Source organism: Actinoallomurus sp. NPDC052274, from assembly GCF_040679475.1.
Taxonomy (GTDB): Bacteria; Actinomycetota; Actinomycetes; order Streptosporangiales; family Streptosporangiaceae; genus Actinoallomurus; species Actinoallomurus liliacearum.
Map to the genome: position 1 here is coordinate 93444 of NZ_JBFAUT010000009.1, position 25611 is coordinate 119054.

At 71.8% G+C, this 25611-nt stretch carries 23 protein-coding genes; 8 read left to right on the forward strand and 15 right to left on the reverse strand.

Features of this window, described 5'->3' with window-relative positions:
• Positions 1-48: 48 nt before the first annotated feature.
• The 3 genes from AB0K82_RS10770 to AB0K82_RS10780 all read left to right on the forward strand — a co-directional run bounded on the left by AB0K82_RS10770 (position 49) and on the right by AB0K82_RS10780 (position 3070).
• Positions 49-516 (forward strand): MarR family transcriptional regulator, encoded by a 468-nt coding sequence (locus tag AB0K82_RS10770; RefSeq protein WP_364395207.1) that lies wholly within the window; start codon positions 49-51, stop codon positions 514-516.
• Positions 517-661: 145 nt separating this feature from the next.
• Positions 662-1402: a polyprenol monophosphomannose synthase gene (locus AB0K82_RS10775; protein ID WP_364395209.1), complete on the forward strand. Its 741-nt coding sequence runs from the start codon at positions 662-664 to the stop codon at positions 1400-1402.
• Between the two features lie 96 nt (positions 1403-1498).
• Positions 1499-3070 (forward strand): hypothetical protein, encoded by a 1572-nt coding sequence (locus AB0K82_RS10780; RefSeq protein ID WP_364395211.1) that lies wholly within the window; start codon positions 1499-1501, stop codon positions 3068-3070.
• Between the two features lie 103 nt (positions 3071-3173).
• On the opposite strand, the gene AB0K82_RS10785 is transcribed toward AB0K82_RS10780, so the two are convergent.
• The 3 genes from AB0K82_RS10785 to AB0K82_RS10795 all read right to left on the reverse strand — a co-directional run bounded on the left by AB0K82_RS10785 (position 3174) and on the right by AB0K82_RS10795 (position 5818).
• A complete protein-coding gene (locus AB0K82_RS10785; protein WP_364395213.1) occupies positions 3174-4178 on the reverse strand; it encodes a CU044_5270 family protein in 1005 nt (334 codons plus the stop codon).
• On the reverse strand, positions 4171-4707 hold the full coding sequence (locus AB0K82_RS10790) for an RNA polymerase sigma factor (protein WP_364395215.1): 537 nt from the start codon (positions 4705-4707) through the stop codon (positions 4171-4173). The genes AB0K82_RS10785 and AB0K82_RS10790 overlap by 8 nt, the downstream gene beginning before the upstream one ends.
• 229 nt (positions 4708-4936) lie before the next feature.
• Entirely contained in the window at positions 4937-5818 is an 882-nt protein-coding gene (locus AB0K82_RS10795) for a LysR family transcriptional regulator (RefSeq protein WP_364395217.1), read from the reverse strand.
• Positions 5819-5942: 124 nt separating this feature from the next.
• Between AB0K82_RS10795 and AB0K82_RS10800 the strand changes: the two genes are divergently transcribed.
• Positions 5943-7382, forward strand: coding sequence for an MFS transporter (locus tag AB0K82_RS10800; protein WP_364395219.1), 1440 nt, complete (start codon positions 5943-5945; stop codon positions 7380-7382).
• On the opposite strand, the gene AB0K82_RS10805 is transcribed toward AB0K82_RS10800, so the two are convergent.
• The gene (locus tag AB0K82_RS10805; RefSeq protein ID WP_364395221.1) at positions 7377-8000 is read right to left on the reverse strand and encodes a helix-turn-helix domain-containing protein; all 624 of its coding nucleotides are present in this window, start codon (positions 7998-8000) and stop codon (positions 7377-7379) included. The two genes, AB0K82_RS10800 and AB0K82_RS10805, sit on opposite strands and share 6 nt — an antisense overlap.
• Positions 8001-8034: 34 nt before the next feature.
• On the opposite strand from AB0K82_RS10805, the gene AB0K82_RS10810 reads away from it, so the two are divergent.
• The gene (locus AB0K82_RS10810; RefSeq protein ID WP_364395223.1) at positions 8035-8361 is read left to right on the forward strand and encodes a rhodanese-like domain-containing protein; all 327 of its coding nucleotides are present in this window, start codon (positions 8035-8037) and stop codon (positions 8359-8361) included.
• 59 nt (positions 8362-8420) lie between these two features.
• Here the strand turns inward: AB0K82_RS10810 and AB0K82_RS10815 are convergent, their stop codons facing one another.
• Together AB0K82_RS10815 and AB0K82_RS10820 are read right to left on the reverse strand one after the other, a co-directional pair.
• The gene (locus tag AB0K82_RS10815) at positions 8421-9635 is read right to left on the reverse strand and encodes an acyltransferase (protein WP_364395225.1); all 1215 of its coding nucleotides are present in this window, start codon (positions 9633-9635) and stop codon (positions 8421-8423) included.
• Positions 9632-10369, reverse strand: a complete 738-nt coding sequence (locus AB0K82_RS10820; protein WP_364395227.1) for a class I SAM-dependent methyltransferase — start codon at positions 10367-10369, stop codon at positions 9632-9634. Before AB0K82_RS10820 ends, AB0K82_RS10815 begins: the two co-directional genes overlap by 4 nt.
• Positions 10370-10500: 131 nt before the next feature.
• On the opposite strand from AB0K82_RS10820, the gene AB0K82_RS10825 reads away from it, so the two are divergent.
• Complete coding sequence (locus tag AB0K82_RS10825) at positions 10501-11544, forward strand: DUF3068 domain-containing protein (RefSeq protein WP_364395229.1); 1044 nt, start codon at positions 10501-10503, stop codon at positions 11542-11544.
• On the opposite strand, the gene AB0K82_RS10830 is transcribed toward AB0K82_RS10825, so the two are convergent.
• The 3 genes from AB0K82_RS10830 to AB0K82_RS10840 all read right to left on the reverse strand — a co-directional run bounded on the left by AB0K82_RS10830 (position 11545) and on the right by AB0K82_RS10840 (position 18351).
• Positions 11545-12909 carry a M1 family metallopeptidase gene (locus tag AB0K82_RS10830; protein WP_364395231.1) on the reverse strand — a complete coding sequence of 455 codons (1365 nt, stop codon included), beginning with the start codon at positions 12907-12909 and terminating at the stop codon, positions 11545-11547.
• Positions 12910-12973: 64 nt separating this feature from the next.
• Positions 12974-15448, reverse strand: a complete 2475-nt coding sequence (locus AB0K82_RS10835; RefSeq protein WP_364395233.1) for a M4 family metallopeptidase — start codon at positions 15446-15448, stop codon at positions 12974-12976.
• A 155-nt stretch (positions 15449-15603) separates the two neighbouring features.
• Complete coding sequence (locus AB0K82_RS10840; protein ID WP_364395235.1) at positions 15604-18351, reverse strand: AAA family ATPase; 2748 nt, start codon at positions 18349-18351, stop codon at positions 15604-15606.
• A 307-nt stretch (positions 18352-18658) separates the two neighbouring features.
• Between AB0K82_RS10840 and AB0K82_RS10845 the strand changes: the two genes are divergently transcribed.
• A complete protein-coding gene (locus tag AB0K82_RS10845) occupies positions 18659-19771 on the forward strand; it encodes a nitronate monooxygenase family protein (protein WP_364395237.1) in 1113 nt (370 codons plus the stop codon).
• A gap of 61 nt (positions 19772-19832) precedes the next feature.
• Here AB0K82_RS10845 and add read toward each other — a convergent pair whose 3' ends face one another.
• Positions 19833-20846 (reverse strand): adenosine deaminase, encoded by a 1014-nt coding sequence (add, locus tag AB0K82_RS10850; protein ID WP_364395239.1) that lies wholly within the window; start codon positions 20844-20846, stop codon positions 19833-19835.
• Positions 20847-20978: 132 nt separating this feature from the next.
• Positions 20979-21368 carry a hypothetical protein gene (locus AB0K82_RS10855; RefSeq protein ID WP_364395241.1) on the reverse strand — a complete coding sequence of 130 codons (390 nt, stop codon included), beginning with the start codon at positions 21366-21368 and terminating at the stop codon, positions 20979-20981.
• A 183-nt stretch (positions 21369-21551) separates the two neighbouring features.
• Between AB0K82_RS10855 and AB0K82_RS10860 the strand changes: the two genes are divergently transcribed.
• The gene (locus AB0K82_RS10860; protein WP_364395243.1) at positions 21552-22121 is read left to right on the forward strand and encodes a hypothetical protein; all 570 of its coding nucleotides are present in this window, start codon (positions 21552-21554) and stop codon (positions 22119-22121) included.
• A gap of 207 nt (positions 22122-22328) precedes the next feature.
• Here the strand turns inward: AB0K82_RS10860 and AB0K82_RS10865 are convergent, their stop codons facing one another.
• The 4 genes from AB0K82_RS10865 to AB0K82_RS10880 form a co-directional block, all read right to left on the reverse strand.
• A complete protein-coding gene (locus tag AB0K82_RS10865) occupies positions 22329-22655 on the reverse strand; it encodes a multidrug efflux SMR transporter (RefSeq protein WP_364395384.1) in 327 nt (108 codons plus the stop codon).
• Positions 22655-23185, reverse strand: coding sequence for a TetR/AcrR family transcriptional regulator (locus AB0K82_RS10870; protein ID WP_364395245.1), 531 nt, complete (start codon positions 23183-23185; stop codon positions 22655-22657). Before AB0K82_RS10870 ends, AB0K82_RS10865 begins: the two co-directional genes overlap by 1 nt.
• A gap of 100 nt (positions 23186-23285) precedes the next feature.
• Positions 23286-24689, reverse strand: a complete 1404-nt coding sequence (locus AB0K82_RS10875) for an OmpA family protein (protein ID WP_364395247.1) — start codon at positions 24687-24689, stop codon at positions 23286-23288.
• Positions 24690-24778: 89 nt separating this feature from the next.
• Positions 24779-25591, reverse strand: coding sequence for a crotonase/enoyl-CoA hydratase family protein (locus AB0K82_RS10880; RefSeq protein WP_364395249.1), 813 nt, complete (start codon positions 25589-25591; stop codon positions 24779-24781).
• Between the last annotated feature and the right edge of the window lie 20 nt (positions 25592-25611).

Below are 25611 nucleotides of genomic sequence, written 5' to 3' on the forward strand. Positions count from 1 at the left end.
CGGTAGCGGGCAACTCGTTAGCATGCAATCGACCTTTAGGATCGAGAGGTGGACGACTTCCTGACGCTGCTGGTCCGGACGCACAAGCTGCTACAGGCCGCCTCCGACGAGGCGATGAACAGACACGGCGTGCGGATCGGCCAGAACCTCATCCTGGAGGCGCTCTGGGAGACCGACGGCCTGACGCCGGGCGAGGTGGCGGCACGGGCGCGCCTGCCCATCACCACCCCGACGATCGTGAACACCGCCACGCGCATGGAGGCCGCCGGCCTGCTCACCCGCCGCCGTGACCCGAACGACGGCCGGCTGGTCCGCCTCTACCTGACCGACCGCGCCCGTGCCGCCCGGCAGCCCATCCAGGAGGCCCGCCGCCGCCTGGAGGAGCACGCGACCGCCACCCTCACCGAAGAGGAACGTCGCCACCTGCGAACGGCGCTCACCAAGGTCATCCAGCAGCTCGATCCGGATCAGGCCACCTCGAGTGGCGATGAACGAAACGGTCGCCTGGACGGGTAGTTCTTCCAGTTCCGCCTGGGGTAATGCTTATGACCCAAACATCACTTGCGCACCGCATGTCGCGTATTCTTTGCGAGCCTCTCGATCCTTCGCGGCGGTCCGCCAGGTCGAGGACGGCGGTCGGCGGGAGTGAAGGGTGGACAGTGTGGGCGACCTCCAACGGGTTCTGGTGATCATCCCGACGTACAACGAGCGGGAGAACCTGGAGATCATTGTCGACCGGGTCCGCGCGGCCGTGCCGACGGTCGACATCCTGATCGCCGACGACGCCAGCCCCGACGGCACCGGCGAGATCGCCGACGAGATCGCCGCCCGCGACGAGCAGGTCCACGTGCTGCACCGCCAGGGCAAGGAGGGACTGGGCGCGGCGTACGTCGCCGGGTTCGGCTGGGGGCTGGAGCACGGCTTCGAGGTTCTGGTCGAGATGGACGCCGACGGCTCCCACCAGCCCGAGGAACTGCCGAGACTGCTCGGCGCCCTCGAGCACAGCGACCTGGCCATCGGGTCCCGCTGGGTACGGGGCGGGGAGGTCCAGAACTGGCCGAAGAACCGTGAGGTCCTCTCGCGAGGAGCGAACACCTACGCGCGGCTGATGCTGGGCATCCCCGTGCGCGACTCGACCGGCGGGTTCCGCGCCTACCGTGCCACCACGCTGCGCAAGATCGGTATTGACGACGTCACCTCCCAGGGCTACTGCTTCCAGGTCGACCTGACGCTGCGGACGGTCCGGTGCGGCCTTCAGGTGGCAGAGGTGCCGATCACCTTCGTCGAGCGGGAGCGCGGCAACTCCAAGATGAGCCGCGACATCATCGTCGAGGCCTTCCGCCGCGTCACCGGATGGGGTGTCGCCTACCGCGTGGGAAGCCTCACCGGCCGCCGCCACTGACGGTCGTCCGGCGACCCCGGCCATCGGAACTCACGGTGGCCCGCACCCCGCGAGCCGTCGCAGAGAACCTCCCTCCCCCCGCACGAGAAGACGCCCATGTATCACGGTCCCCCTATCGCCGGATCCGACCAGGTGAGCCGGGAGCCGGCCGATTCCCCTGATGGCCGACCGCCGGCCCGCGCCCGGTGGTGGCGCGACCCGTACCTCATCGTCGCCGTACCGGTCGGGCTCTGGGCGCTCCTGGTCACGCTCCAGCACACCTGGGTCAGTGACTTCCTGCTGCACCTCGCGACGGTGAACACCCTGGCGCGCGACCTGTGGAGCCCGTCCGATCCCATGGTCGGCGCGTCCTCCGGCAGCCCCTACTACTCCCCGTACACCGTCCTGCTGGGCCTGATCAAGGCGACGACGGGGGCGCCCGCCCGTACGGTGCTCGAAGCCGCCGGGCTCGCCAACGTCGGGCTGCTGATCTTCGCCCTGCGCCGCTTCTGCCGCAACCTCGGGCGCGGCCCGCTCGTGGCGACGCTGGCTTTGGTCTTCGCCCTCCTCCTGTGGGGTATCGACCCGGTCGCCTGGAGCGGCTTCCTCGGGCTGTACTCCGTCTCCTTCACCATGAGCTACCCGAGCCTGATCGGGACGGCGCTCATGCTGCTGGTCTGGGACGCCTACCTGCGCCACCGAGCACGGCCGGAAGGCGTGGGCACGGTCGCCACCGTCGCGCTGCTCGGCACGCTGGTCGTCCTCATCCACCCGTTCACCGCCGTGAACATGGTGATCGGCCTGGTCGCGTTCGTGCTGGCCGATCCGCGGGCGACGGTTCGCGCCCGGCCCCTCCACCTGGCCATCGGCGCCGTGGTGGCGTTCGTCCTCGTGATGGTGTGGCCGTGGTCGGACGTCTCCACCCTCTTCGGGGCGGCGGGCAGCTTCGACGCCATCCACAAGGTGCTGCTCACGGACGTGGTCAAGGACGGCGGCCTCGCCACGTACGGCCTGGCCCTCGTCGGCCTGCCCGCGCTCGTCACCGGGGGCCGCCGCCCGCTCGGCCGGGAGTTGCAGATCCTCTTCGTTCTGGCCGTCGCGGTCGTCGCCGTCGGCGCGGCCGTCGGCTCGTACGGACTGGCGCGGGTGATCCCGGTCGCCATGTTCCCCCTCCACCTGGCGCTCGCGTCGTACCTCGCCGAGCGCGCCAAGGGCTGGACGGTCTACGCGGCGATCACCCTCGTCGCCTGCTGCGTCGGCCTGTACGGAGAGTCGGGCGGCCTGATCCGCGCCTACTGGGGGAACGTCACCCCGGCCACGCTCCGCGCCTGGGGAGCACCGCCGCCGCCCCCCTCGTACGACCGTGTGCTCAAGGGCATCCGCCCCGGCGAGGTGGTCATCGCCGACGACCTCACCGTCGCCCGCCTGGTGAACGCCCGCGGCGCCGACACGGTCGCCCCGGGGTGGCCGTACCCCTTCGTCGATGAGGACGTCCGCGCCCGCGACACCACCGCCTTCTTCGCCACGGGGACCGCGCCCCTGGACCGGCTGGCCATCGCGGATCGCTACGGCGTGACCTGCGCGATCGTCACCCGCGGCCGTGCCGTCCTCCAGCCGGACGCCCTCCCCGGCTTCACGGCCGACGCCCGCCTGTCCCACCCGAGAGCCGTCCGCCTCTGCCGCGACTGACCCCCCTCCGGCCGACGGGACGGCAGGGGGCCGGTCCGTATCAGCCGCGAAACACCTGCCCGGCACGCGGCGGGACCACCACCGCCTGCCGGGCGGCTCGTCGTCAGGAGAGGCGACCGGGGCGGTCGACGATCCTGGTGCTCAGCATGGCGGCCGTAGACAGCGTTCGGCCTTGCGGGACGCCCTTCATGTCGGCGAAGAGGCGGTTGTACGCGGCCGCGTCGGCGAGCACGGTGCGGGAGCCGAGGGGAGCGTACGTCGTCCGGTCGAAGATGATCTCCTCACGGATGCCCTCCCGGAAGCTGAGGGCCACGGCGACGCCGTGCCGCCCCGCCGCGTCGGTCGAGTCGCCGACCAGAGTGATGCCCTTGATCTTCTTGGTCGCCTGGAACAGCGCCGCTCGCAGTGAAGGCGGCAGGTAGCTCTCCGCCACCATTCCCGTGATTCCGTTGAAGACCTGCTCGTCGGCGCTCCGGTCACGAGCCGGATCGGAGCTGTGCCGCGCTGGATACCTCTGGTGGAGTTGCGCGAGCAGCTTGTCGGGATCGCGGGAGAGCCGGTCGAGCGAGGCGTAGTCGTTCGGGTCGCCCAGAGGCCCGCCGCCCGGCTGCTTCAGCACCGTGGTGTTCCATCCGCCCTTGGCGGGTCCGTCGCCGGCGGTCTCACGCTCCTGCAGGAGTCCGTTCCGCTTACCGTCCACGGGAAGCCAGACCTTACGTCGCATGCCCTGCCACCTGGGCGAATACCCGGGGCCGGACGCGTAGCCGCCATCCACTGACTCCGCGAAGACGTACTGATCGGCGCGGGGATGCGGATCACGCTGCCCGCGGGCGGCCGTGGCGGCCCGATCCAGGACCTGCACCGCGGCCGGCGCGGCGTTCAGCGTGCGTCCCTGATCCCCGTCATCGATCGCCTGAACGACGACGAGGCCGGTGCACGCCGCCAGGCCGAGGGCACCGACTCCCAGGGAGAGCCGGCCGAGACGGGGCACCAGCGGACGGCGGGAGCGCGCACGCGCCGCGAGCCGTTCCCGGGCCACGCGGACCGCGGCGGGCGAGGGCGCCGGCTGGGCATCGTGGTGGTCGCGCAGCATCGACATCTCATCCATTGACGTACATCTCCTTACCGAGGATCGTGCGGAGTCGTTTCTTGGCGCGGTTGAGCCGCGAGCCGACGGTTCCGGCCGGAATGCCGAGGGCGCGGGCCACCTCGTCGTACGCGAGCTGCCCGCAGGCGACGAGGAGGAGCACGTCCCGGTCGCCCTTGGACAGGGCGGCCAGCGCGGCGGCCAGCCGTGGCTGCATGCGTTCGGCGCTGACCCGGTCGGCGACCCTGTCGTCGTGGGAGTCGCCGTCGTCATGGGCGTCCATCCGCGCCATCGCCCGGTACCGGCGTACTTCGGATCGCCGATGACGGCCGATGAGGTTGGTGGCGATGCCGAAGAGCCAGGCGCTCGCCTCCGGTCGTGTCAGGTCGTATCGCCGGCGCTGGTCGAAGGCGGCAAGGAAGGTGTCCGCGGCGACGTCGTCGGCGGCGCTCGGGCCGAGCCGAGAGGACACGTATCGGTGGATCCGCGCGTAGTACCGATCGAAGATCACAGAGAACCGGTCGGGCTCGTCCCGGGATCTCTCGATCACTTCCGCGTCGGTGGGCTCAGCAGGCATTCGCGCGGTTCCGGGCGCGGATGAGGGTGCAACGGCCATGCATCTGGTGCCTTCCGTGGGGTTGCGAGGTCACCGGTCATTGCCCGGACCCGGAGTTCGTCTTCACGGGCCGACGGTCATGGCCGGGCCGATCCAGGCCGCCGCCGTACGAAACGGGTGGCCGGGCGGTGCGCCCGGCCACCCGCTCCTGTCCTTCGAGCGCCTAGAGCGGGCCGCGGACGGCGGCCTTCGCGGCGGTGAGCAGGGCGGTCACCAGCGTGCGCCGGGTGGGGTGGGGGACCGCGAGTGCGGTGGACCCGAGGATCGGCGGGGTCGGTGCGACGAACGACACCGCCGCCGAGTCCGCTCGGAGCGCGCCGGAGGGGAGCAGCGCCCAGCAGTCCCCGGCCGCGACGGGCCCGGCGAGGATGTCCTGGGCGTTGATGAGGGTGGGGCCGGGCCGAGGCGTGAAACCGGCCGCCTGGCAGGCTCGGGTGATCAGGTCGAAGGTTCCGGGGTCCTCCTCGCGCGGCCCGCGAGCGAACGGCAGGTCGGCCAGCGTGGCCAAGTCGGCGGCGGTGGCCGACCGCCGCGTGGGGACGGCGACCAGCAACGGCTCATCCCACAGGTGGTGGACGGCGACACCCGGCGTGCGCGGCGGGGCGGAGACGAACGCCGCGTCCAGGTCCCCGGCGGCGACCGCGGCCAGCTTGCCGGGAACGGACGACCTGTTCGTCAGTTCGACGGTGACGTTCGGATGCGTCCCCCGGAAGGCGGCGAGGATGTCCTCCAGGCGCCTGCCCAGTCCCCGGGCGCTGCCGACGCGCAGGATGCCCGCTCCACCGGCGGCGAGTTCGGCGGCCGCCTTCTCGGCGCGGTCGATGCCACGGAGGGCACGACGGGCGTGCGGGAGGAACGCCTCGCCGTCGGCGGTGAGCCTGATCTGGCGGCGCGATCGGTCGAACAGCATGAGCCCCAGTTCGCGTTCGAGTGCGGCGATCTGCTTGCTCACGGCCGGCTGAACGATGTGCAGCGACTCCGCCGCCCGGCCGAAGTGGCCGATCTCCGCCACGGCGACGAAGTAACGAAGCTGGCGAATCTCCATCGCATGCCCTCCACCGATTCCCATCGGTGATTGTTCCACGGCGTTCTTGCTCGTTGATGGCTGCTCTCCCGTGCCGCTGCACTGGGACCGCACATGAGTCGATGAGATGCCTGGAGGAGAGCCGATGCCTCGATCGAAGCCCGTACCGGGAGCCGACCCGGACCGCTGGCGGGCGTTCGCGGTCTGCCTGCTGGCCGGGTTCATGACGCTGCTCGACGTCAGCGTGGTGAACGTCGCGTTGCCGTCCGTACAGGCCGGTCTGCGGACGTCGTCGGCGCAGCTGTCCTGGGTGGTGGCCGGCTACACGCTGGCGTTCGGGCTGGCCCTGGTGCCGTCGGGCAGGCTCGGCGACGGCCTCGGCCGTCGTCGCATGTTCCTGGCCGGGCTGGCCGCCTTCACCGTCCTCAGCATGGTGTGCGGGGTGTCCGTCTCCGGAACCTGGCTCGTGTGCGCCCGGCTGGGCCAAGGCGTCGCGGGCGGGATGCTGACACCTCAGGTCGTCGGGCTGATGCAGCAGTTGTTCCAGGGGCGCGAACGCGGGAGGGCCGCCGGGTTCTACGGTGCGATGGTCGCGGCGGCCACCGCGGTCGGCCCGCTGGTCGGCGGCCTGCTGCTCCGCGCCGCCGGCTCGGCGGACGGGTGGCGCTGGGTCTTCTTCGTGAACCTGCCGATCGGCGTGGTGACGTTCGCGCTCGCGTTCCGGTTGCTCCCGCAGGACGGCGGGCAGCGCCAGGCGGCCCGGCTCGACCTGGCCGGTGTCGTACTGCTCGGGGCCGGAGTCGCCGCGATCATCCTGCCGCTGATCCGGGCCGAGGACGGGCGGGGGCACGTGCGGTGGTCCCTGCTCGGACTCGGTCCCGTGCTGCTGGCGTGCTTCGTCGGCTGGGAGCGGCATCATCGCCGCAGGAAGGGCTCGGCGCTGGTCGACCTTCACCTGCTGCGCCATCGGCCTTACGCGATCGGCACTCTCATCGGAGTGGTCTACTTCGCCGGGTACACCGGGCTCGTCTTCGTGCTGTCGCTGTACTTCCAGCGGGGCCTGGGGTACTCCGCGCTCGCGGCGGGCGCGGCCGGGGCGCCGTTCTCGATCGGCTCATCGATCAGCGCGGCGTTCGGCGGCCGCGCGACGCACCGCTTCGGTCGTCCGCTGGTCGTCGTGGGCACCTTCACCGTGGCGCTGGCGCTGGTCGGCATGGGTCTCCTGGTCCGTCACCACCACCGGGCTCCGATGTGGCTCGTGCTCTGCGGACCCCTGCTGGTCGCCGGCCTGGGCAGCGGGCTGGTGATCGGACCGAACCTGACACTCGCCCTTCAGCGCGTCCCTCCGACCCAGGGCGGCACCGCGGCGGCGGTCCTGCAGACCGCGCAACGGATCGGATCGGCGTTCGGGCTCGCCGTCGTCGGATCGGCGTTCCTCGGTACGCTCGCCGCCTCCCACGGTGACTCCTCCCTCGCCGTCCGACGCGGCCTGTTCATCTCGGCCGTCCTGGTCGGCGTGGCGCTGCTGGCGGCCGTCGCGGACGTGCTCGGCTCGACGCGCGGACGGCGACAGGCCGCCTCATGACAGTCGCGTCGCCGAGCGGGCGAGGCGGAGGAGATCGGCCCGTATCCGCTCCTCGCCCAGCTCCGGCAGGAGCGCGGACACGTGCACGGCCGACAGGGCGGCGAGCAGGGCGTGCGCGGTGTGCTCCGGGTCGGGTACGGCGCCGAGCAGGATCGCCGTGTGGCGGTGCCAGAATCGGTAGGCGCCGATCCGGTAGCGGGCACCTGGTGTCGCCGTCTCGGACATCCGGAGCAGGTCCCGGTACTCCAGCAGGTAGTCGAAGTAGGCGTTGACGAACGCCGCGAGCCGCTCGTCGGCCGCCGCCCCGGGGCCGAGGGGCGGCGGTCCGTTCAGGATCGCCTCCTGCAACACACGTTCCCGGGCGTCCAGCAGGGCGGCGGCCAGCCCGGACTTGTCGCCGAACCGGCGGAACAGGGTGCCCTTGCCGACGCCGGCGGCCGCCGCCACCTGATCCATGGAGACCGCGTCGACGCCCCGCTCGGCGAACAGCCGGGCGGCGGCCTCCAGCACCGCGGCCCGGTTACGCGCCGCGTCGGCCCGCTCCTTGCGAGGCGGCGTGCGCAGCAGCTCCAACGGCATTGCAGAAGCGGACTTCGGTCCGGTACTGTCATCGACCACAACCGGACTATAGTCCACTCTTGGAGGTACTGACATGACCGCACTCATCACCCGCGACGAACTGAAGGCCGCGATCGACGCGGGCACCGTGACCGTCGTCGACGCGCTGGGCGGCGAGTACTACGCGAAGCAGCACCTGCCCGGCGCCCTCGCGCTGACCCGCGACCAGGTCGACGCCCAGGCGCCCGCTCTGCTTCCCGACCGCGCCGCCGCGATCGTCACCTACTGCTCCAACCCGGCGTGCCCCAACAGCGGACAGGTCGCCGACCGGCTCACGGCCCTCGGCTACACCAACGTTCGCAAGTACCGCGAGGGCATCGAGGACTGGGTGGCGGCGGGTCTCCCCACCGAATCCGCCTGATCACCGGCCGGGGAGGGCGCTGCGCCAAGCCGCGCCCTTTCCCGGCGGTCGCGGGTCGCTCAGCGGCGGGTGAGGCGGAGGGCGGGTTTCTCGACCGCGTAGAAGCCGAGGGTCGCGACCGCCACGGTCAGGGCGGTGATGACGGGGAACGCGGTCAGGAAGCCGCCGGTGAAGGCGGCGTGACCGGTGACGCGGAACCAGGTGACGGAGACCGCGAGCTGCCAGAGGAAGACGCCGTACGAGACGCGGCCCAGGAAGCTCACGACGCGGTTGCCGAGGATCCGGCCGACACCGGAGTCGCCCGGCCCGGCCAGGGCGACCGGAGCGACGAAGAAGGCCGCGACCAGGCCGTACAGCAGGATTCGCAGCTCCGCCGTCCAGGTCGTGTCGAGGGTGACCAGGTCGGTGGGGCCGGTGAGCGGGGAGGCGGCGACGCAGTAGAGGACCCCGGCGATGGCCCAGCAGGTGCCCCACGAGTGCGCGATCGTGCGGCAGAACCGGACCGGCGCCGCGGCGCCCGTACGGGCCCAGACGGTCACCACGGACAGCGCCATGCCGATCGCGAACCAGGCGAAGTAGCGGGGCACGAACACGCCGAGCTGGATGGACATGCGCGGCGTGAACATGAAGACCGTGAAGACGAACGAGACCGCCGCGTATCCCGCGATGGCGCGGAGCAGGCGCCGGGCTCGTACGCCGGTGTCCGCGCCGCCGCGCCGGGCGTACCGGCCGAGGAGGGCGGCGGTGACGGGCAGCAGCGCGTACCAGGCGGCCTCGACCGTGAGGCTCCACATCTGGCCGAGGCCGGACGGGCCGAGGTAGGTGTGCCACCACGGGTGCGGGTCGTACGTGTAGGTGAGGGTCAGCAGCTTCAGCCAGGTCCACGGGTCGCCCGCGTGGGCCGTCAGGATGGTGCCCATCACGAAGGCGACGACGAGCCAGTACGCGGGCAGGATCCGGACGGCGCGCCGCCACAGGTAGCGGACCGTACGGGGCCGGTCGTGGCCGGCGAGCAGCAGCGCCGCGACCCACGGGCGGTACAGGAACAGGCCGGACAGGGTGAAGAAGACCGGGACGCAGATCCCGGCCCCGGACAGCAGCCAGGCCGTCAGGTCGCTCCGGAAGGTGTGGCCGGTGTCGGCGGCGACGTGGAAGAGGAGCACCCCGAGCGCGGCGACGGCCCGGACGCCGTCCAGGGCGTCCTGGTGGCCGGAGATCCTGGGCGGCTCGGCCGGCGGGTCCGGCGTCCGCTCCTCGGCGCGCGTCGTGGTCATGGCGTCTTGCGCAGCACCAGAAGGAGGTTCCAGGTGAGGAACTCCCGGACGCCGGGGACGCGGACCACCGGGGCGGCCCACCCGGGAAGGTAACGCGGGGCCGCCGCCTGGATCGTGACGTCGTCGCGGCCGCGCGCCCAGGCGAGGGCGGCGCCGACCGAAACGGGATGGAGGCTGTGGCCGTACCGGTTCTTGGGCGGCCGGCCGTGCTCCCGCTCGTACCGCCGGGCGGCCCGGTGCCCGCCGAGGTAGTGCCAGGGCGAGGTCTCGTGGCCGCCCCAGGGGGAGAGCCAGTTGGTGAAGGCGAGGAAGACGACCCCGCCGGGCCGTACGACCCGGATCATCTCCGCGCCCATCCGCCACGGGTCGGGCACGTGCTCGAGCACGTTCGAGGAGAAGCACACGTCGACGGAGCCGTCGGCGAGGGGCAGGCTCAGCGCGGTGCCGAGCACGGTGCCGGGCGGCGGCGGGCCGTGGAGGGTCAGCTCCCCGGCGTCGCACTCGACGCCGACGCACCGGGCGCCCGCCTCGCGCAGCGCGGCGGTGAAGAACCCGGGGCCGCTCCCGACGTCCGCCACGGACGCGCCGTCCAGGGAGGTGTACCGGCCGAGCTGGGCGACGGTGTCGGCGGCCAGCAGCCGGTAGAACCCCTCCGGGTCGGACTGCTCCTCGCGGAACGCCCGCAGCAGGCGTACCGAGCGGGTGAGCGTCGCGCGGTGGGAGACGGGCGGCAAGGGGGGAACCTCCGGGACGGCGAGACGGCAATCCTACGCCTCGGTAACGTACTCATCACGGCTGTTCAGCCAAGGGTGCATCGCCCTTTTTGTCCTCTACGATGCGGTGCACGTCGAGTGGGAGGTCAAGTGTGCGGCGCAATGTCGGATTGGTCCTGGTCGGGGTCGCGGCCTTCTTCCTCGCACTCGCCGCGCTGGTGCGGTTCTACGTCGCGGACCAGGTGATCGCCGCCCCGGCGAACTTCTTCCAGCAGTCCACCCTGGAGGCGACCGACGCCTCCTACCTCGACACCGCCACCCTGAAGATGCGCAAGGGCGTGCGCCTGCGGGCGGTGAACACCGTCCGCGGCGACGCCCGGGCGGCCACCACGAAGATCGCCGTCTGGGACTCCTTCACCTCCATCGAGGACCCGGCGACGAAGAAGAGCATCGAGATCCAGCAGCAGCGCGCCGCCTTCGACCGCCGGACCGGGACGCTCTACAACATCAAGGGCGCGTCGGTCGGCAGCGACACCGGTGTCAGGCAGTCCGGGATCGGGACGTTCTGGCCCATCGGCGTGCACAAGCGCTCCTACCCGTACTTCGACCTCTCGACGAAGCGGACCTGGCCCGCGGCCTTCGCCGGGGAGGAGCGGATCCAGGGCATCACCGTGTACCGCTTCGTCCAGCGGGTCCCCCCGACCACCACCGAGTCCGTCAAGGGCGGCCTGCCGGCCTCGCTGCTGAAGGTGAAGAACCCCAAGAAGCTCCCGGGCTATGACAAGAAGACCGGGAACGTCGCCGTCGACCGCGTCTACGACGCGACCGTCACGCTCTGGGTGGACCCGCGCACCGGCGGCCAGGTGAACCAGGAGCAGAAGGTCCGGACCACGCTGCGCACCAAGGACGGCGTGGACCGGCTCGTCGCCGCCGACCTGGACCTGAAGATGACCGACGCGAGCCAGAGATCCCTCGCCAAGGTCAACAAGGACCAGGCGGTGAAGATCATGGCGGTCCGGACGGTCGTCCCGATCGGGGGCGCGGCCCTCGGCCTGGTCCTGCTCGTCGTCGGGCTCGTGCTGGCGGTCCCCGGACGCCAGACCATCATCCCGCTGCCCGACTCCGCCGAGGAGAACGGGAACACGAAGAAGGCGGACGGCCTGCGCCAGGCCGCCCGCCCTCGTTCCGGTGACTGATCAGCCGTCGATGCGGTGCTGCGTCCAGAAGGACGTCAGGTCGGTCGAGGTCGCGGCCTGGGCCGCCGCCTTGAACTCCGCCGTCGTCGACACGCCGTACCAGTGGGACTGCGCGTAGGTGCGCAGCAGGTTGGTCATCGCCGTCGTGCCGATGAGCCGGCGCAGGTCGTGGAGCGCGCACTTGCCGTAGGAGTACACGACCGTGCTGTACCGGCTCGAGTGCGCGTCCCAGTACGCCATCGAGTTGGTGATCTTCTCGGCGGACGACGCCCAGGAGACGTTGTTCCAGCAGCCCGTCCCGCTGAGGCCCTGGTACAGGTCCGTGGAGTAGTCGGCGAACGCCTCGTCCAGCCACGGGCTGTTGTACTCGTCGTCGCCGACGATGCCGTACCACCACTGGTGCGCCAGCTCGTGCGCGAGCGCGGTCGAGCTGACCAGGTCGAGGACGAAGCCGGGGTACTCCATGCCGCCGAACCAGTACCCGTTGTCCAGGACGACGTCGACCTCGCCGTACGGGTAGGCGCCGAACCGCCCGCTGTGCGCGTCGATCGCCGACTCCGCCACGCTCAGCATCGAGTTCGCCGAGCTCGAGCTGATCGAGCTCACCCGGTAGACGTTGATCTTCACGCCGCCGGGCGACGTGCCGGAGACGAGGCCGAACGGCCCGGCCCCCCACGCGAAGTCACGGACCTGCTTCGCGGTCGCCGTCGTGACGGTCCGGCCGGAGGAGCCGGGCGTGTCCACCGACGTCCCGGTCGCCGGCACGCTGATCGAGCTCGGGTGGTCGAGCGTGACGTTGAAGTCACTGGCGAGGGTGTAGAACGACTCGCCGTTGTTGGTGTACGGGTCCAGGTGCCAGCCCGAGCCGTCCCGGATGGCCAGGACCGGCAGGGCGTTGCCGAGGAAGTTGTACGACCCGTCGCGGCCGAACCGGTCGACGCCGGCCGGGACGACGATGCTCAGGTCGAACCCGATCGAGCCGGTCTGGCCCTGGTTCAGCGGGCTCGGCAGCGTGACCTTCAGCGCGGTGCAGCCGACCTCCAGGGAGCCGGCGGTGCCGCCCGTCACGTTCGAGACCGTGATGGGCGTCGACGGGCAACTGCCGTGGTAGTTGTCCCACAGCCGCAGGTACACCTCGGTGAGCGGGGTGGCCGAGGCGTTGGTGAAGCTCACGCTCTCGTGCCCGGTCCACGTGGAACCGCTGGAGTTGCTGGTCAGGTTCACCGTGTACGACGGCGTCGCCGGCGTCCGTACGGGGTCCGCGAGGGCGGCGGTGGCCGGGTGCGGGGTGGCGGCGTGGGCCGCGCCCACCGGGGTCAGCGCGGTCGCCGCCGAGGCGACCAGCGCGAGCAAAGCCTTCTTCAAGAGGAACTCCTGGTGACGAAGAGGGGCCCGCGCGGGAGACGCGCGGGGCCCCGATGGATCACGGTCAGGATGCGTTGATGGCGACGTCGTCGAGCACGAAGCTCGTCTGCAGACCCGAGTCCTCGGTGCCGCTGAACGATAGCGTCACGGTCTGGCCGGCGTAGGACGACACGTCGAAGGTCTTCTGCGTGTATCCGGAGGCGGCGTTGACGTTGCTGTAGGTGGCCAGCGTGGCGCTGCCGACCTTGACCGTCAGCTTGTCGTAGACCGTGCTGCCGGTCTCGCTCGTGTCGATGTGCAGGTAGAAGCTGAGCGAGGCCTTGCAGCCGGCCGGGATCGTCACCGACTGGGTGGCGCTGTCGGTGTGAGTGGTGCCGTACCCGTCGAGCCAGGCGAAGTAGCTGCCCGAGTGCGAGGTCTCACCGCTGCCGTTGGCCGAGACGACGCCGGAGGTCGTCGTCCACGGTGAGGTGCCGCTCTCGAACCCGCCGTTGCTCACCTTGTTGCCCGGCGAGGAGCACCCGCCGCCGACCGGGTTCACCGTCCAGGTGAACGTCGTGCTGCCGGTCAGGTTGGAGGTGTTCTTCGCGGTCACGGTGACCGAGGACGTGCCGGCCGTCGTGGGCGTGCCGGAGATCAGGCCGGTCGAGGCGTTGATCGACAGCCCGGCGGGCAGGCCCGTCGCGCTGTAGGTCAGCGTCTGCCCGTTCGGGTCGCTGGCCTGGATCTGCACGCTGGCCGCGGTGCCGACCGTGCTCGTCTGGTTGCCGGGGTTGGTCACCGACGGCGCGCCGGGCTGGCCGGGGCAGGTGCCGGGGACCGGGTCGGAACCGGTGACGCTGACCGCCGCCCAGGCGGCGTTCACGGTGTTGTACTCGGTGCAGTGCGTGCCGTACAGGTCGGCGGCGGCCTTCAGCGAGTCGGTGCGCGCTTGAGCGTAGTTCTCGCTGCTGTTGGCGTACGACGCGAGCGCCTTGTACCAGATCTTGCCGGCCTTGTCGTTGCCGATGCCGGTGACCGTGGAGCTGTTGCAGGTCGGGCTGTTGCCGTAGCCGTGGTCACCGCTGCCGACGGCCAGCAGGAAGAACCAGTGGGTCAGTGGGCCGAGGGAGTAGTGCGGGTCCAGCGAGCCGTTGCTGCTCGTGTAGCAGTTCGGCGAGTTGCCGTCGAGCGAGGGGTTGTACATGTAGCGCAGCGGCTTGCCGTCGCCGTTGATGTTGATCAGCTCGCCCATCGTGTAGTCGGGCGTGTCCTTGGCGTTGTTCGCGTAGAACTCCACCATGGTGCCGAAGATGTCGCTGGTGCCCTCGTTCATGCCGCCGGTCTCGCCGGTCTCGTCCCAGCCGGTGAGCGCGCCGCTGACACCGTGGCTCATCTCGTGGCCGGCGACGTCGAGCTCGACGAGGGGACGGGCGTTGCCGGAGCCGTCGCCGTACGTCATCTGGGAGCCGTCCCAGAACGCGTTGACGTAGGCGTTGCCGTAGTGCGTACGGGACGGCACGCCCGCGCCGTTGCCGAAGATGCCGTTACGGCCCTGGACGTTCTTGTAGTAGTCGAACGTCTCGGCCGCGCCGTAGTGCGCGTCCACGCCCGCCGACGCCGGGTCGCTGTTGGTGCCGTTGCCGAACGTCCCGGTCGAGTTGCTGAACGTCGTCCCGGTACCGCTCGTCGCGTGGTTCAGGTTCGTGGTGTACCCGTTGCCGTGCGAGGGGTCCTTCATCGACCACGTGCTGCCCGACTGCGTGAGGTCGATCGGCACCGTGCCGCTGTAGATCGCGTTCCCGGTGCCCGCGGTGAGCGGGCCGACGCCCCCGTTCGGCGCCGCCTTGACCCGCGCTTCGGCGGCGGCCTGCTGGGCCGGCGACAGGAGGGTGTCGATCTCGTCCCGCCTGGTCACGACCTTGCCCTTGGTCGCGTCCACCAGGACGTGCAGGACGCTCGGCGTACGGTCGGCGCGCACGCCGCGTACGACGGTCTCCCAGACGAGCTGGGAGGACCGGCCGGTGGCCCACACGGCCAGGTGCGGCCTGCCGACCGAGGACACCGTGCCGGCCAGCTGCCCGCGCGAGGCGCGGGCCGCGTCGGCGGCGGCGACGTGCGGCGTCGTGGACACGGCCGCGGCGGGGGTGGCCGTGTTCAGCGCGCGGTACGCGCCGCCGGGCTTGAGGTGCACGATCAGGTCGCCGCCGTAGACCGGCAGACCGTGGAACGTCCGGTCGAACCGCACGTCGGCCGCGCCGTTCTTGTCGACCACGACCGTGCGCGGCGTGAAGGCGTCACCCGACTTCACGTGCCCGGCGCTCTTGTGCGCCGCGAGGGCCTTGCGGGCGTCGGCGACGACCCGCTTGCGGGTGGTGGGGGAGGGGTTCACCGTGAAATCGCTCGGCGTGAACGCCGAACGCCCCGCCGGCTGCGGTTTGGCAGGGGCTTTGGCGGGGACCTGGGACGGGGCGGCGGTGACGGCCGGAGCCGTCAGCAGTCCGCCTGCGACGGCGAGGACGGCCGTGGCCGACACCGTCGCGATGCGTCGTTTGGACATGGGCGGAGGAATCCTTTCGCCAAGGGGGTGGGCCCGCGCGTGGCGGGCAGGCGGAAGGGGCAGGGTCTCGGCCTTCCGATTCGGAGGACCTTGCGCAGAGTGTCCGGTTCCGAAGGGAAGCTGAAAAGACCCTTCAAGGAGCCGTAGGGAAATCCCTACGCCGAGCGGTTCGCCGCGCGCGAGCTCGTGACGGCCCGGGTGAGGCCGACCCGGGAACGCACCCCGAGCTTGCGGTACGACCTGGTCAGCGCCGCCTCGACCGTCTTGATGCTCACGAACAGCCGGGCGGCGATCTCCCGGTTCGTCGCCCCGTCGGCGACGAGCGCGGCCACCCGGCGTTCCATGCCGGACAGCGCCCGCAGCGGATCGTCGTCGCCGGCCGTCGCCGGAACGCCGAGGTCCAGCCGGTCGAGCTCGGCGGTCACCGCCGCGATCCACGGCGCGGCCTTGGCGTGCAGGAGTACCCGGCGCGCCCCGTGCAGGGCCTCCCGCGCCGCCTGCACGTCTCCCGCGCGCAGGTGCAGGCGGCCGAGCTCGAGCCGCGTCCGGCCCTCCTCGACCGGATAGGGAAGCGCCGCCTGCGCCCGGACGGCCCGCGCCAGCAGGGGTACGGCCCCGGCCGGGTCGCCGCGCGCGGCCAGGACGAGAGCGGCGGCCCGGTCCAGGCCGGCCAGCACGCTCGGCCGGCCGAGCCGGGTGGCCTGCCGCCTCGTCTCCTCGATCAGCTCCTCCGCCTCGGCGACCGCCCCGATCGCCGCGAGCGCCTCGGCGAGGTCGGCGTGCCAGCGCCGCAGTCCGGGCTCGGCCAGGCCCTGCGCGGCCTCCAGGACGCGCACCCGGCGCAGAGCGTCGGCGGCGCCGGCCGGGTCGCCGCGCAGCAGCCGGATGTGCCCCAGCGCGTGCAGCGTCGTCGGCAGGAACAGCAGGTCCCCGTCGTCCTCGCTGTGCCCGACGCCGCGTTCGGCGGCGGCCAGGCCACGGTCCAGTGAGCCGCCCGCGGCCTCGGCGAACGCGACCGCGCACCAGGCCGGCCCCTGGCTCAGCTCGCTGTCCTGGGCCAGCCGCAGGCACTGGTAGGCCAGGTCGAGGGCGCGGTCGCAGCGGCCACGCGCCGTCTCGACCTGCGCGGAGCCGTACAGGCACATGAACAGGCTCTCCACCGCGCCGCGCTGGCGCACCGCGTAGGTCAGCGACCGCAGCTCGCCGCGCGCCTCCTCCAGCCGGTCGTGCAGGAGGTGATGCCGGTAGCGCAGGTACACGGGGCCGTTGTGGCCGAGCCGGATCGCCGGATCATAAGGCCCGGCCAGCGCCCGCGCCATCGTGCGCTCCGCCTCCGGTGACCCGATGTGGAACTCCGCCAGGGCCTGTTTGGTCAGGGCCAGCAACTCGGTGCTGCGGTCGCCCGCCTCCGCCGCCAGCCGCGCCGCCGTCGCCGCCTCCGTGCGGGCCTTCGGCGCGGAGCCCTTGACGAGCCAGGCCCGCCAGGCGAGGCGGTAGTGCAGCGGGGCGAGCAGCGCCGGATCGTCCCGCGCGTCGGCGAGCGCGCGCGGGAACACCTCGTCGAGCTCGGCGAGGGCCTGTCCGCAGGAGTCCAGCAGCACGATCCACGCCCGTACCCGCTCGGCGGGCAGTACGGCCGCAGCCAGGACGTCCTCGGCGATGCGGCGCGCCATCGCGAACTCGCCCGCGGCGAGCGCGTCCTCGGCGGCGGTGAGCCGCAGCCCCGGCTCCGCCTCCGGCTTGGTGGTGCGCTCGGCGGCCAGGAGCCCCAGCCGCGCGGCGGCGGCACGGGCCCCGCGCCGGCGCGCGGCGGTGGCGGCCTCGCCGAGGGTCTCGGCGACCTGGGCGTCCCGGCCCGGGGCGACGACCGCGAGGTGGTGGGCCCGCTCCACCGGGTCGGTGACCACGTCGGCGAGGGCCGCGTGGGCGGTGAGGCGGTCCCGCTCGGCCGACTCCGCGTACAGCACCGCCGACAGCAGCGGGTGCGTGAACCGGATGACGTCCCCGGGCGCGACGATCCCGGCGTGCCGCGCCTCGGCGATGTCCGCGGCGGCCTCCGGCCGGCCCGCGGCGCGCAGCAGCGCGAGCGTCGGCCGGGCCGCCGCGCAGGCGAGGAGCAGCGTCCGCCGCGCGCCGGAGGACAGCGCCAGCAGGCGGTCCATCATCAGCGTGCGCAGCCCGTCGGGCACCGGCAGCGGCGCCGCCGGATCGAGCGGTTCGCGGTGGTCGGCGAGTGCCCGGCCCAGCTCCAGGGCGAAGAACGGGTTGCCGTCGCTGGCCCGGTGCACCTTGGCCAGGACCGCGCGCGGCAGCCGCAGGTCGCCGAGCAGCCCGCCGACCTCCGCGGCGGTCATCGCGGGCACCGGCAGCGTCAGTACGGGCGGCGGGCAGAGGTCCGGCGGGTCCTGCGGCTCGCCCGGGCCCGCGCGCAGGCCGGCCAGGGCGCGCAGGGGCAGCCCGCCGGCGCGCCGGGCGATGAACGCGAGCAGCTCCGCGCTCGGCGCGTCCAGCCACTGCGCGTCGTCGACGACGAGGAGTACCGGCCCGGCGGCGCAGAGGGTACGGAACGCCGCCAGCACGGCGACGCGCAGGCCGAGGACGTCGCGCTCGCCGACCGGGTCGTCGCGCCGCAGCAGCGCCGCCTCCAGGACGGCCCGCTGGTGCTTCGGGAGCGATTGGAGGAGGTCGTCTTCGGTCTCGGCGAGCAGGTCGATGAGGCCGAGGAACGGCAGGTGCCGTTCGGTGGCCGACAGCGAGCAGCGCAGCACCTGGTGGTCGGTGAACTCGGCGGCCAGGGTCGCCAGCAGGGTGGACTTGCCGATGCCGGTCGGGCCGGTCAGCACGACGCTGCCGCCCCCGGCGAGGTGGGCGCGGGCACGGGCGAGGAGGGGCTCGCGGTGCACCAGGGCAGGCGGAGACGGTCCCCTGACCGGTGGCCGCGTTGCCGCCGGCCGGGCGGCCGTTCCATTGGCTGATCCGAACGGATCGGTCATCTGTGCTGGCCTCCGGGCACCGCTCCCAGCGTGAGAGCCCCGACCGGGGGCAAGCTAACAACCGCCCATACCGCCGTCAACACCTCTGGTCGGGATATAAACCTAAAGTCTGCTGCTACGTGTTACAGCGTGCGCGACCGAGAAGCGGCCTGGGCTTCTGGAAGAACCTAACTAGAACATGTTGCAGTTGACTGATTCGGCCCCTATGGTCGGGACTGTGCGGACACGGGTAACGGAACTCTTCGGTATCGAGTATCCGATCTTCGCTTTCAGCCACTGCCGCGACGTCGTCGCCGCGGTCAGCCGCGCCGGCGGGATGGGCGTCCTCGGCGCGCTCTACTTCACCCCCGAGCAACTGGAGACCGAGCTGGCGTGGATCGACGAGCACGTCGGCGGAAAGCCGTACGGCGTCGACGTCGTCATGCCCGCCAAGTACGAGGGCGCGGACCTCGGTGACGCCGGAGAACTGCTCGCCAAGCTCCAGGGCATGATCCCCGAACGCCATCGGCGGTTCGTGAGCGACCTGCTCGAACGCCACGGCGTCGACCCGCTCACCGAGGAGGGCGCCGGCCACTACCTCCTCGGCTGGACCGACGCCACCGCCCGCCCCCAGGTCGAGGTGGCGTTGAAGCACCCGATCGCCCTCCTGGCCAACGCGCTCGGCCCGCCCCCGGCGGACGTCGTCGAGCAGGCCCACCAGCACGGCGTGAAGGTCGCCGGCCTGGCCAGCAACGCCCGCCATGCCCGCAAACAGGTCGAGGTCGGCGTCGACATCATCGTCGCCCAGGGCACCGAGGCCGGCGGGCACACCGGCGACGTGGCGACGATGGTGCTCATCCCCGAGGTCGCCGACGCCGTCGGCCCCGACACCATCGTGCTGGCCGCGGGCGGCATCGGCCGCGGCCGCCAGCTCGCCGCCGGCCTCGCGCTCGGCGCCGAGGGCGTCTGGACCGGCTCCGTCTGGCTCACCGTCGAGGAGGCCGACACTCCCGAGGCGTCCCGCGACAGGCTCCTCGCCGCGACGTCCCGCGACACCGTCCGCTCCCGCTCCTGGACCGGCAAGCCCGCGCGGATGCTCAAGACCGCCTGGACCGACGCCTGGGAGTCCCCGGAGTCGCCCGGCACCCTCCCGATGCCGATGCAGTTCATGCTCATCTCCGACGCGCTCCGGCGGATCAACCGCGCCGGCGCGGGCGAGCTGACGACCTTCCCGGTCGGCCAGATCGTCGGCTCGATGAACCAGGTCAAGACCGCCTCCCAGGTGATCTACGACCTCATCGAGGAGTACGTCGAGACGATGGAGCGCCTGAACACCCTCACCGACTCCTGAGCTCCGGGCGCCGCCGGCGGGCGCGGACCCGCGCCCGCCGGCGGCCCGCCACGGCGACGACTCAGGCGGGCTGGACGGCGTCGATCTCGGCGAGGATCGCCCGCTTGCGGTCCTCGGCCAGGAACGAGGCGCGGACGCCGCTCCGGGCCAGGTCGGCGAGCTCCGCGCGGCCGAGCCCCAGGTCCCGCGCCGCCACGCGGTACTCGTTGGTCAGCGTCGTGTTGAACATCGGCGGGTCGTCGCTGTTCAGCGTCACGTACAGGCCCTCGGCCAGCATCCGGGGGAGCGGATGCGCGGCGATGTCCGGCACCTGCTTGGTGCAGACGTTCGAGGTCGGGCACACCTCCAGCGGCAGTTGCGTCTCCCGCAGGTACGCCACCAGTTCCGGGTCGTCGAGGCAGTTGATCCCGTGCCCGATCCGCTCGGCCTTCAGCTCCCGGATCGCCTCCCAGATCGTCTCCGGACCGCTCATCTCCCCGGCGTGCGGCACGCTGTGCAGCCCCGCGGCGACCGCCGCCCGGAACGCGTCCCGGATCGACTGCTGGTGCGAGAGCCGATCCTGCTCGACGCCGCCGATGCCGAAGCCGACGAGCTTCTCCGGCGGGTGGTTCAGCGCGTGGTCGAGGGTCTTGCGGTCCGCGTCCTCCCCGAACTCGCCGGGGATGTCGAAGACGTAGGCGACCTCGATCCGGTCCGCCACCTCCCGGGCGGCGAGGTCCAGCGCCTCGGTCACGGCGGGCATCGTCATGCCGACCGACACGTGGGAGTACGGCGTCACGGTCAGCTCGACGTAGCGGACGTTCTGCGCGGCCAGGTCCCGGGCCACGCCGGTGACCAGCGTCGCGACGTCCTCGGGCTCCCGGATCAGGCCGTTGACCGCGAAGTAGACCTCGGCGAAGTGCGGGAAGTCGCGGAACTCGAAGAACTCCCGCAGGGGCGCCTCGTTCGTCGGCACGTCGTGGCCGGTGTGCCGCCGGGCCAGCTCCAGCACGGTGGGCACGGACGCCGAACCGACCAGATGAACGTGAAGTTCCACTTTGGGCAGCGCGTCGATGAAGTCATCGGTAACGGTCATGGCCGGGAAGCTAACAGCGCCAGATCACCCCGAGCCAGAGATTTCCGGCGAACCTGACACGGATTGGTCAAGTTCCGCGAATCCGGGGCCGTGGCCCGCTGCGGACCACGGCCCCGGCCGGAGGGCCGGCCGTCACCAGCGCAGGAGCCAGGCGAGGACGCGGCCGGCGACGAGGTAGACGCCGGCGGCGAACAGCCAGTTCTCCGTGAGCTGCTTGCGCGCGTCGGCGTTGCGGAAGACGTCGTCGAACGGGGTCGCCAGCCAGGTGCCGGCGCGCAGCACGGCGTGCACCACGCCGTTGGCCTGATTGGCGCCGCCCCAGGTCAGCGCGATGCCGAAGAGCAGAACGAGGGTGATGGTCCAGGCGACCAGCCACACGAACGCGCTGAGCCCGTCGTGCCGCTGGAACCGCCGGACGCGCGTGGTGTTCCAGCGTCGGGTCCGGGCATCGCTCACCGCCGGACGCGAAGTCGTGGTCTCCTCGACCCGTCCGCGCCGACGCCGCCATATCTGGGTGGCCATCTGTTCCTCCTCAGAGGCCCGTGTTTTGACGGGTTTCTCCCTCAGAAAAAAGCCACTAAACGGTCACTTTATGTAATCACCTGCGGTGATCGGTGCTTCCTGGCATGTTGAGCAGCGAAATCGCAGGTCCGTTCGCCCTCGACCCGCGGAAGGAGAGGGGCGCTTCGCGCGGAGGAGGGCGCGTTGTCCTGGTGTGCTTTCGTCGACGAGTCCGAGTCCAACCGCAAACTCGATCCCGACGTCTACATCCTCGTTGCGTCGATCATGGAGCCGAACGCTCGCTGGCCGGTGCGGGAAGCGGTCGCGAGCCTAAGGCTCCCCGGGCAGCACAAAGTGCACTGGTATCACGAGTCTGACAAGCGACGCCGTCTCCTGATCGAGACGGTCATGTCGCTTGAGGTGCTTCATCTCGCTGTCGTTCGCATCGGGACAGCCGGAGAGACCTCGGAGCGTCGCCGACGTAAGTGCATGGAGCGCCTGTTCTTCGAGTTGTCCGGAATGGGTGTGCGCAACATCGTGTTCGAGGCGCGTGAAGCGCGGCAGAACCGCAATGACCTGAACCTCGTCAGAGCGTTGCGAGCGCGGCAGGAGATAAGCCCAGATATTCGAGTCGACCATGAATCTGGCCCTGAGGAGCCGCTTCTTTGGCTGCCGGACGTGGTGGCAGGTGCAGTGGTGGCCGCCCGTTGCGGGAATCCCGCCCACTTGGAACAGCTCACGTCACTCGTCACGGTATGCGTAGTGAAGGCTTGAGAAAAGCGCAAGCCCGGGACCCCACCGTCCAGCGGGAACTTCCCGGGCTCACTTCCTAACCGCTTCGCGAAGCGGCGGCGTTGCTACTGATTGTGCTTCCTCTGCCGCTCTGCGTCAACCGGGTTGCCGCTCTGCGTCAACCGCGGTCGCGGACTCCCGTGTCGTCGGTGAGCGGCGTGGCCGGCTTGGTGCAGCCCATGACGCGGGTCACTGGTGGACTCCGCCGCCGAGGTTCATCACGATCACTCCGGCGATGACGATCGCGGCTCCGATGACGGTGGCCGGTCGGGCCTGCTCGCCGAACAGCAGGGCGCCGCCGACGAACGCCCCTACGGTGCCCAGCGCGGACCAGATCGCGTACACCGGACCGACATTGAGCCTAGTGAGCACCTTGGCCAGGAGGACAAAGGAGATCAGGTAACCGGCCGCCACGATCAGCGACGGGCCGAGCCGGGAGAAGTTCTCCGAGGCGCGCAGCGACAGGGTCGCGGCGACCTCCGCGGCGATCGCCAGGGCCAGCAGGACGTACGGCATCACGCACCCTCCTCGATCATCGCGGTCAGCCGCGCCCGTACCTGACGGTGGAGGTCGCCGCCGGGCGGGGCCAGGTCCAGGAGCCGGGCCATCCACCAGCCGTCGACGGCGAGGCGGACCAGGGTGGCCGTCGCCGGGTCGAGCCCGTCGTCGGCGAGCCGGCGCTGCCAGGTCTCGTAGTGCCGCCGCAGCGCGGCCAGCACCTCGGGTCCGCCCGACATCCCGGCCAGCAGGGCCACGGACACCTGGTCGGTGTGGTCCCGCGCGGGGGCGTCCGCGTCGGGGATGGTGGCGTCCAGCCAGGCCCGGGTGAAGGCGCCGGGCGGTGACCCGCCCGGCGGGAGTTCGGCCTCGAAGCGGTCGACGAGGCGGTTCAGCACTCCCTCGAGCAACGCCTGCTTGGACCTGAAGTGGTGCAGCAGGCCGCCCTTGCTGACCCCGGCCTCGGCCGCGACGGCGTCCAACCGCACCGCGTCCGCTCCGGCGGACACGAGCACCCGCTCGACGGCGTCCAGGATCCGATCCCGCATACGTCCCCTCGATCATGAGTTACCGACCGTCCAGACGGTCGGGATCGTAGCGGGACGGCGTCCCGGGCGTCCACCGCTCGACGCGATCGAGAGTCCGGCGTCAGGGCTTCGAGGCCTGGACCGGGACGTTCGGCACGGCGGGGAAGCCGGGGACCCGGACGGTGACGGTCCGTACGCCCGCGGGGAGCCGGAACATGTTCCAGCCGGCGAGGCTGTCCCGGGCGCGCACGACGTAATCGCCCTGGCGGAGCGAGTAGCCGGGGAACACCGCCTGCTGCCTGGTGTCCGTGACGTTCTTGTACTCGTCCTGGCCGGCGCCCAGCACGATGCGACCCGGTCCGGCGTTGCGGAAGACGTCCGCCAGGTCGGTGGCGAACCCGGCCGGTACCGGGTGCTTGTTGACCTTGTGCAGCGTCCATGTGAGCACCGCGAAACCGTTCGGCTCGCGGATGAGACCGGTGACGCCGAAGGTCATCGACTTCGGCCACGGCAGCAACGGGATGGGCCCCTCGCCGGCGTGCACCGAGGCGACCGCCGGAGCGTCGGGCCGTCCGGCCGGGTCCGCGCCGGCGGCGGGCAGTGGCCGCTTGTCCTGCGGCACCTGCGCCAGGGCGGCGAACGTGATGACGACCCGCCGGTTCAGGGCGCGCCCCGCGGGCTTGCCGTTGTCCGCGATCGGGTCGGCCGACCCGTGCCCGGCGGCCGAGTACTGGATCCCCTGCCGTTTCACCAGTTCGCGCAGTGCCGCCCGGACGTTCTCGGCGCGCTTCTTGGAGAGCGGGAGGTTCACCGCGTCGGTGCCGGTGTTGTCGGCGTACCCGTCGACCGCGACGGTGGTGCCCGGTGACTTCTCGATCTTCGCGCCCACCTGCTTGAGCAGGGCCTGCGCCTTCCCGGTCAGCTTCGCGCTGTTCGTCGCGAAGAGCACGTCGGAGGAGAGCCGGACGCTGGTCTTGCCGCCGCCTGTCGCGTCGGTCTCGTCGCCGTGCCGGACCGTGGTGACGAGCGGGTAGCTCTCCGGCGTGGCCGTGGGCGTCGTCACCGGGTTCAGCGGCGTGCCGCCCTGCCGCTGGTGCAGGACGTACGGGGCGTGCGCCGTGATCGGGACGTCCAGGAAGGGCGGCGTGTTCGGGAACACCACGATCATCTTCCCCGCGCCGCCCGCCGGCGCCGGGAAGACGGCGTCCAGGTCGACCTGCTGCCCGGCCTTGACGTCGTTCAGTTCCGTGCACAGGCAGGCGCCGCCCTGGGTGCGGAGCACCGGGTACTCGGTGGCGTGGCCGGAGTCCAGGAGAAGAGCGGCGCTCGGCGCGTGGTCCCCGGAGTGCGCCGGAGCGGCCCACGCGGTCGGCGCGACCGCCGATCCCGGCCCCGCGGTGACACGGAACCGCGCGACGACGCGGGCCGGCGCCACCTGGTCGAGTCCCAGAAGGTCGACCTTGAACGACTTGCCGGGCCAGGACATGTAGTGCGTGCGCAGCGGGGCGCCGTCGACCGCCACCACCCCCTAGATCGCCGGACGCAGCGTCGGCCACCCGGGCGTACGCGGCGTCGGCCACCCGGTCGGTCGCGGGCGGCAGGCCGGTGAGCGCGTCACTCGCCGGTGAAGACGGCGGGGCGCTTCTCCTTGAACGCGCGGGCGCCCTCCTTGGCGTCGGCCGAGCCGATGACCGGCCAGCCGAGCTCGTCGGAGATCCGCAACGCGTCGGCCTCGGCCTGGCCCTCGGTCCGGCGGTAGGTCTCCAGGATCGCCTGGACGGCCAGCGGACCGCAGGAGGCGATGTCGTCGGCGATCTCGCGGGCGGTCTTGAGCGCCTGGCCGTCCGGGACGATCCGGTTGATCAGGCCCATCCGCAGCGCCTCGCCGGGGGCGACGGACCGCCCGGTGAGCAGGATGTCCATCGCGAAGGCGTACGGGATCTGGCGGGGGAGCCGGATCGCGCAGCCGCCCATGGGGAACAGGCCGCGCTTCGCCTCGTACAGCCCGAGCGTGGCCCCCTCGGCGACGACGCGGATGTCGGTGCCGACCAGCAGCTCGGTGCCGCCGGCCACGGCGTACCCCTCGATCGCGCTGATCAGCGGCTTCTTCGGCCGGCAGTCGCGCAGGAGGCCCTTCCAGTGGAAGTTCTCGATCTCGGACGCCCGCTGCCGTACCCGCTCGTCCTCCGACGGCCGGCCCATGGCCTTCAGGTCGGCGCCGGCGCAGAACTGCCCGGCGGCGCCCGTGAGGATGCCGACCCGGACGTCCGGGGTATCGGAGATGTAGGCCCACGCGTCGGCCATACCGACGAGCATGTCGGTGCTGAGGGCGTTGCGGGCCTCGGGCCGGTTCATGGTCACGATGACGACGTGGCCGTCGCGCTCGACCGTGCAGTGCGGGGTGCTGATGGGCAGTCGCTCCGCCATTGCCGTCCTCCCTGCTCGCG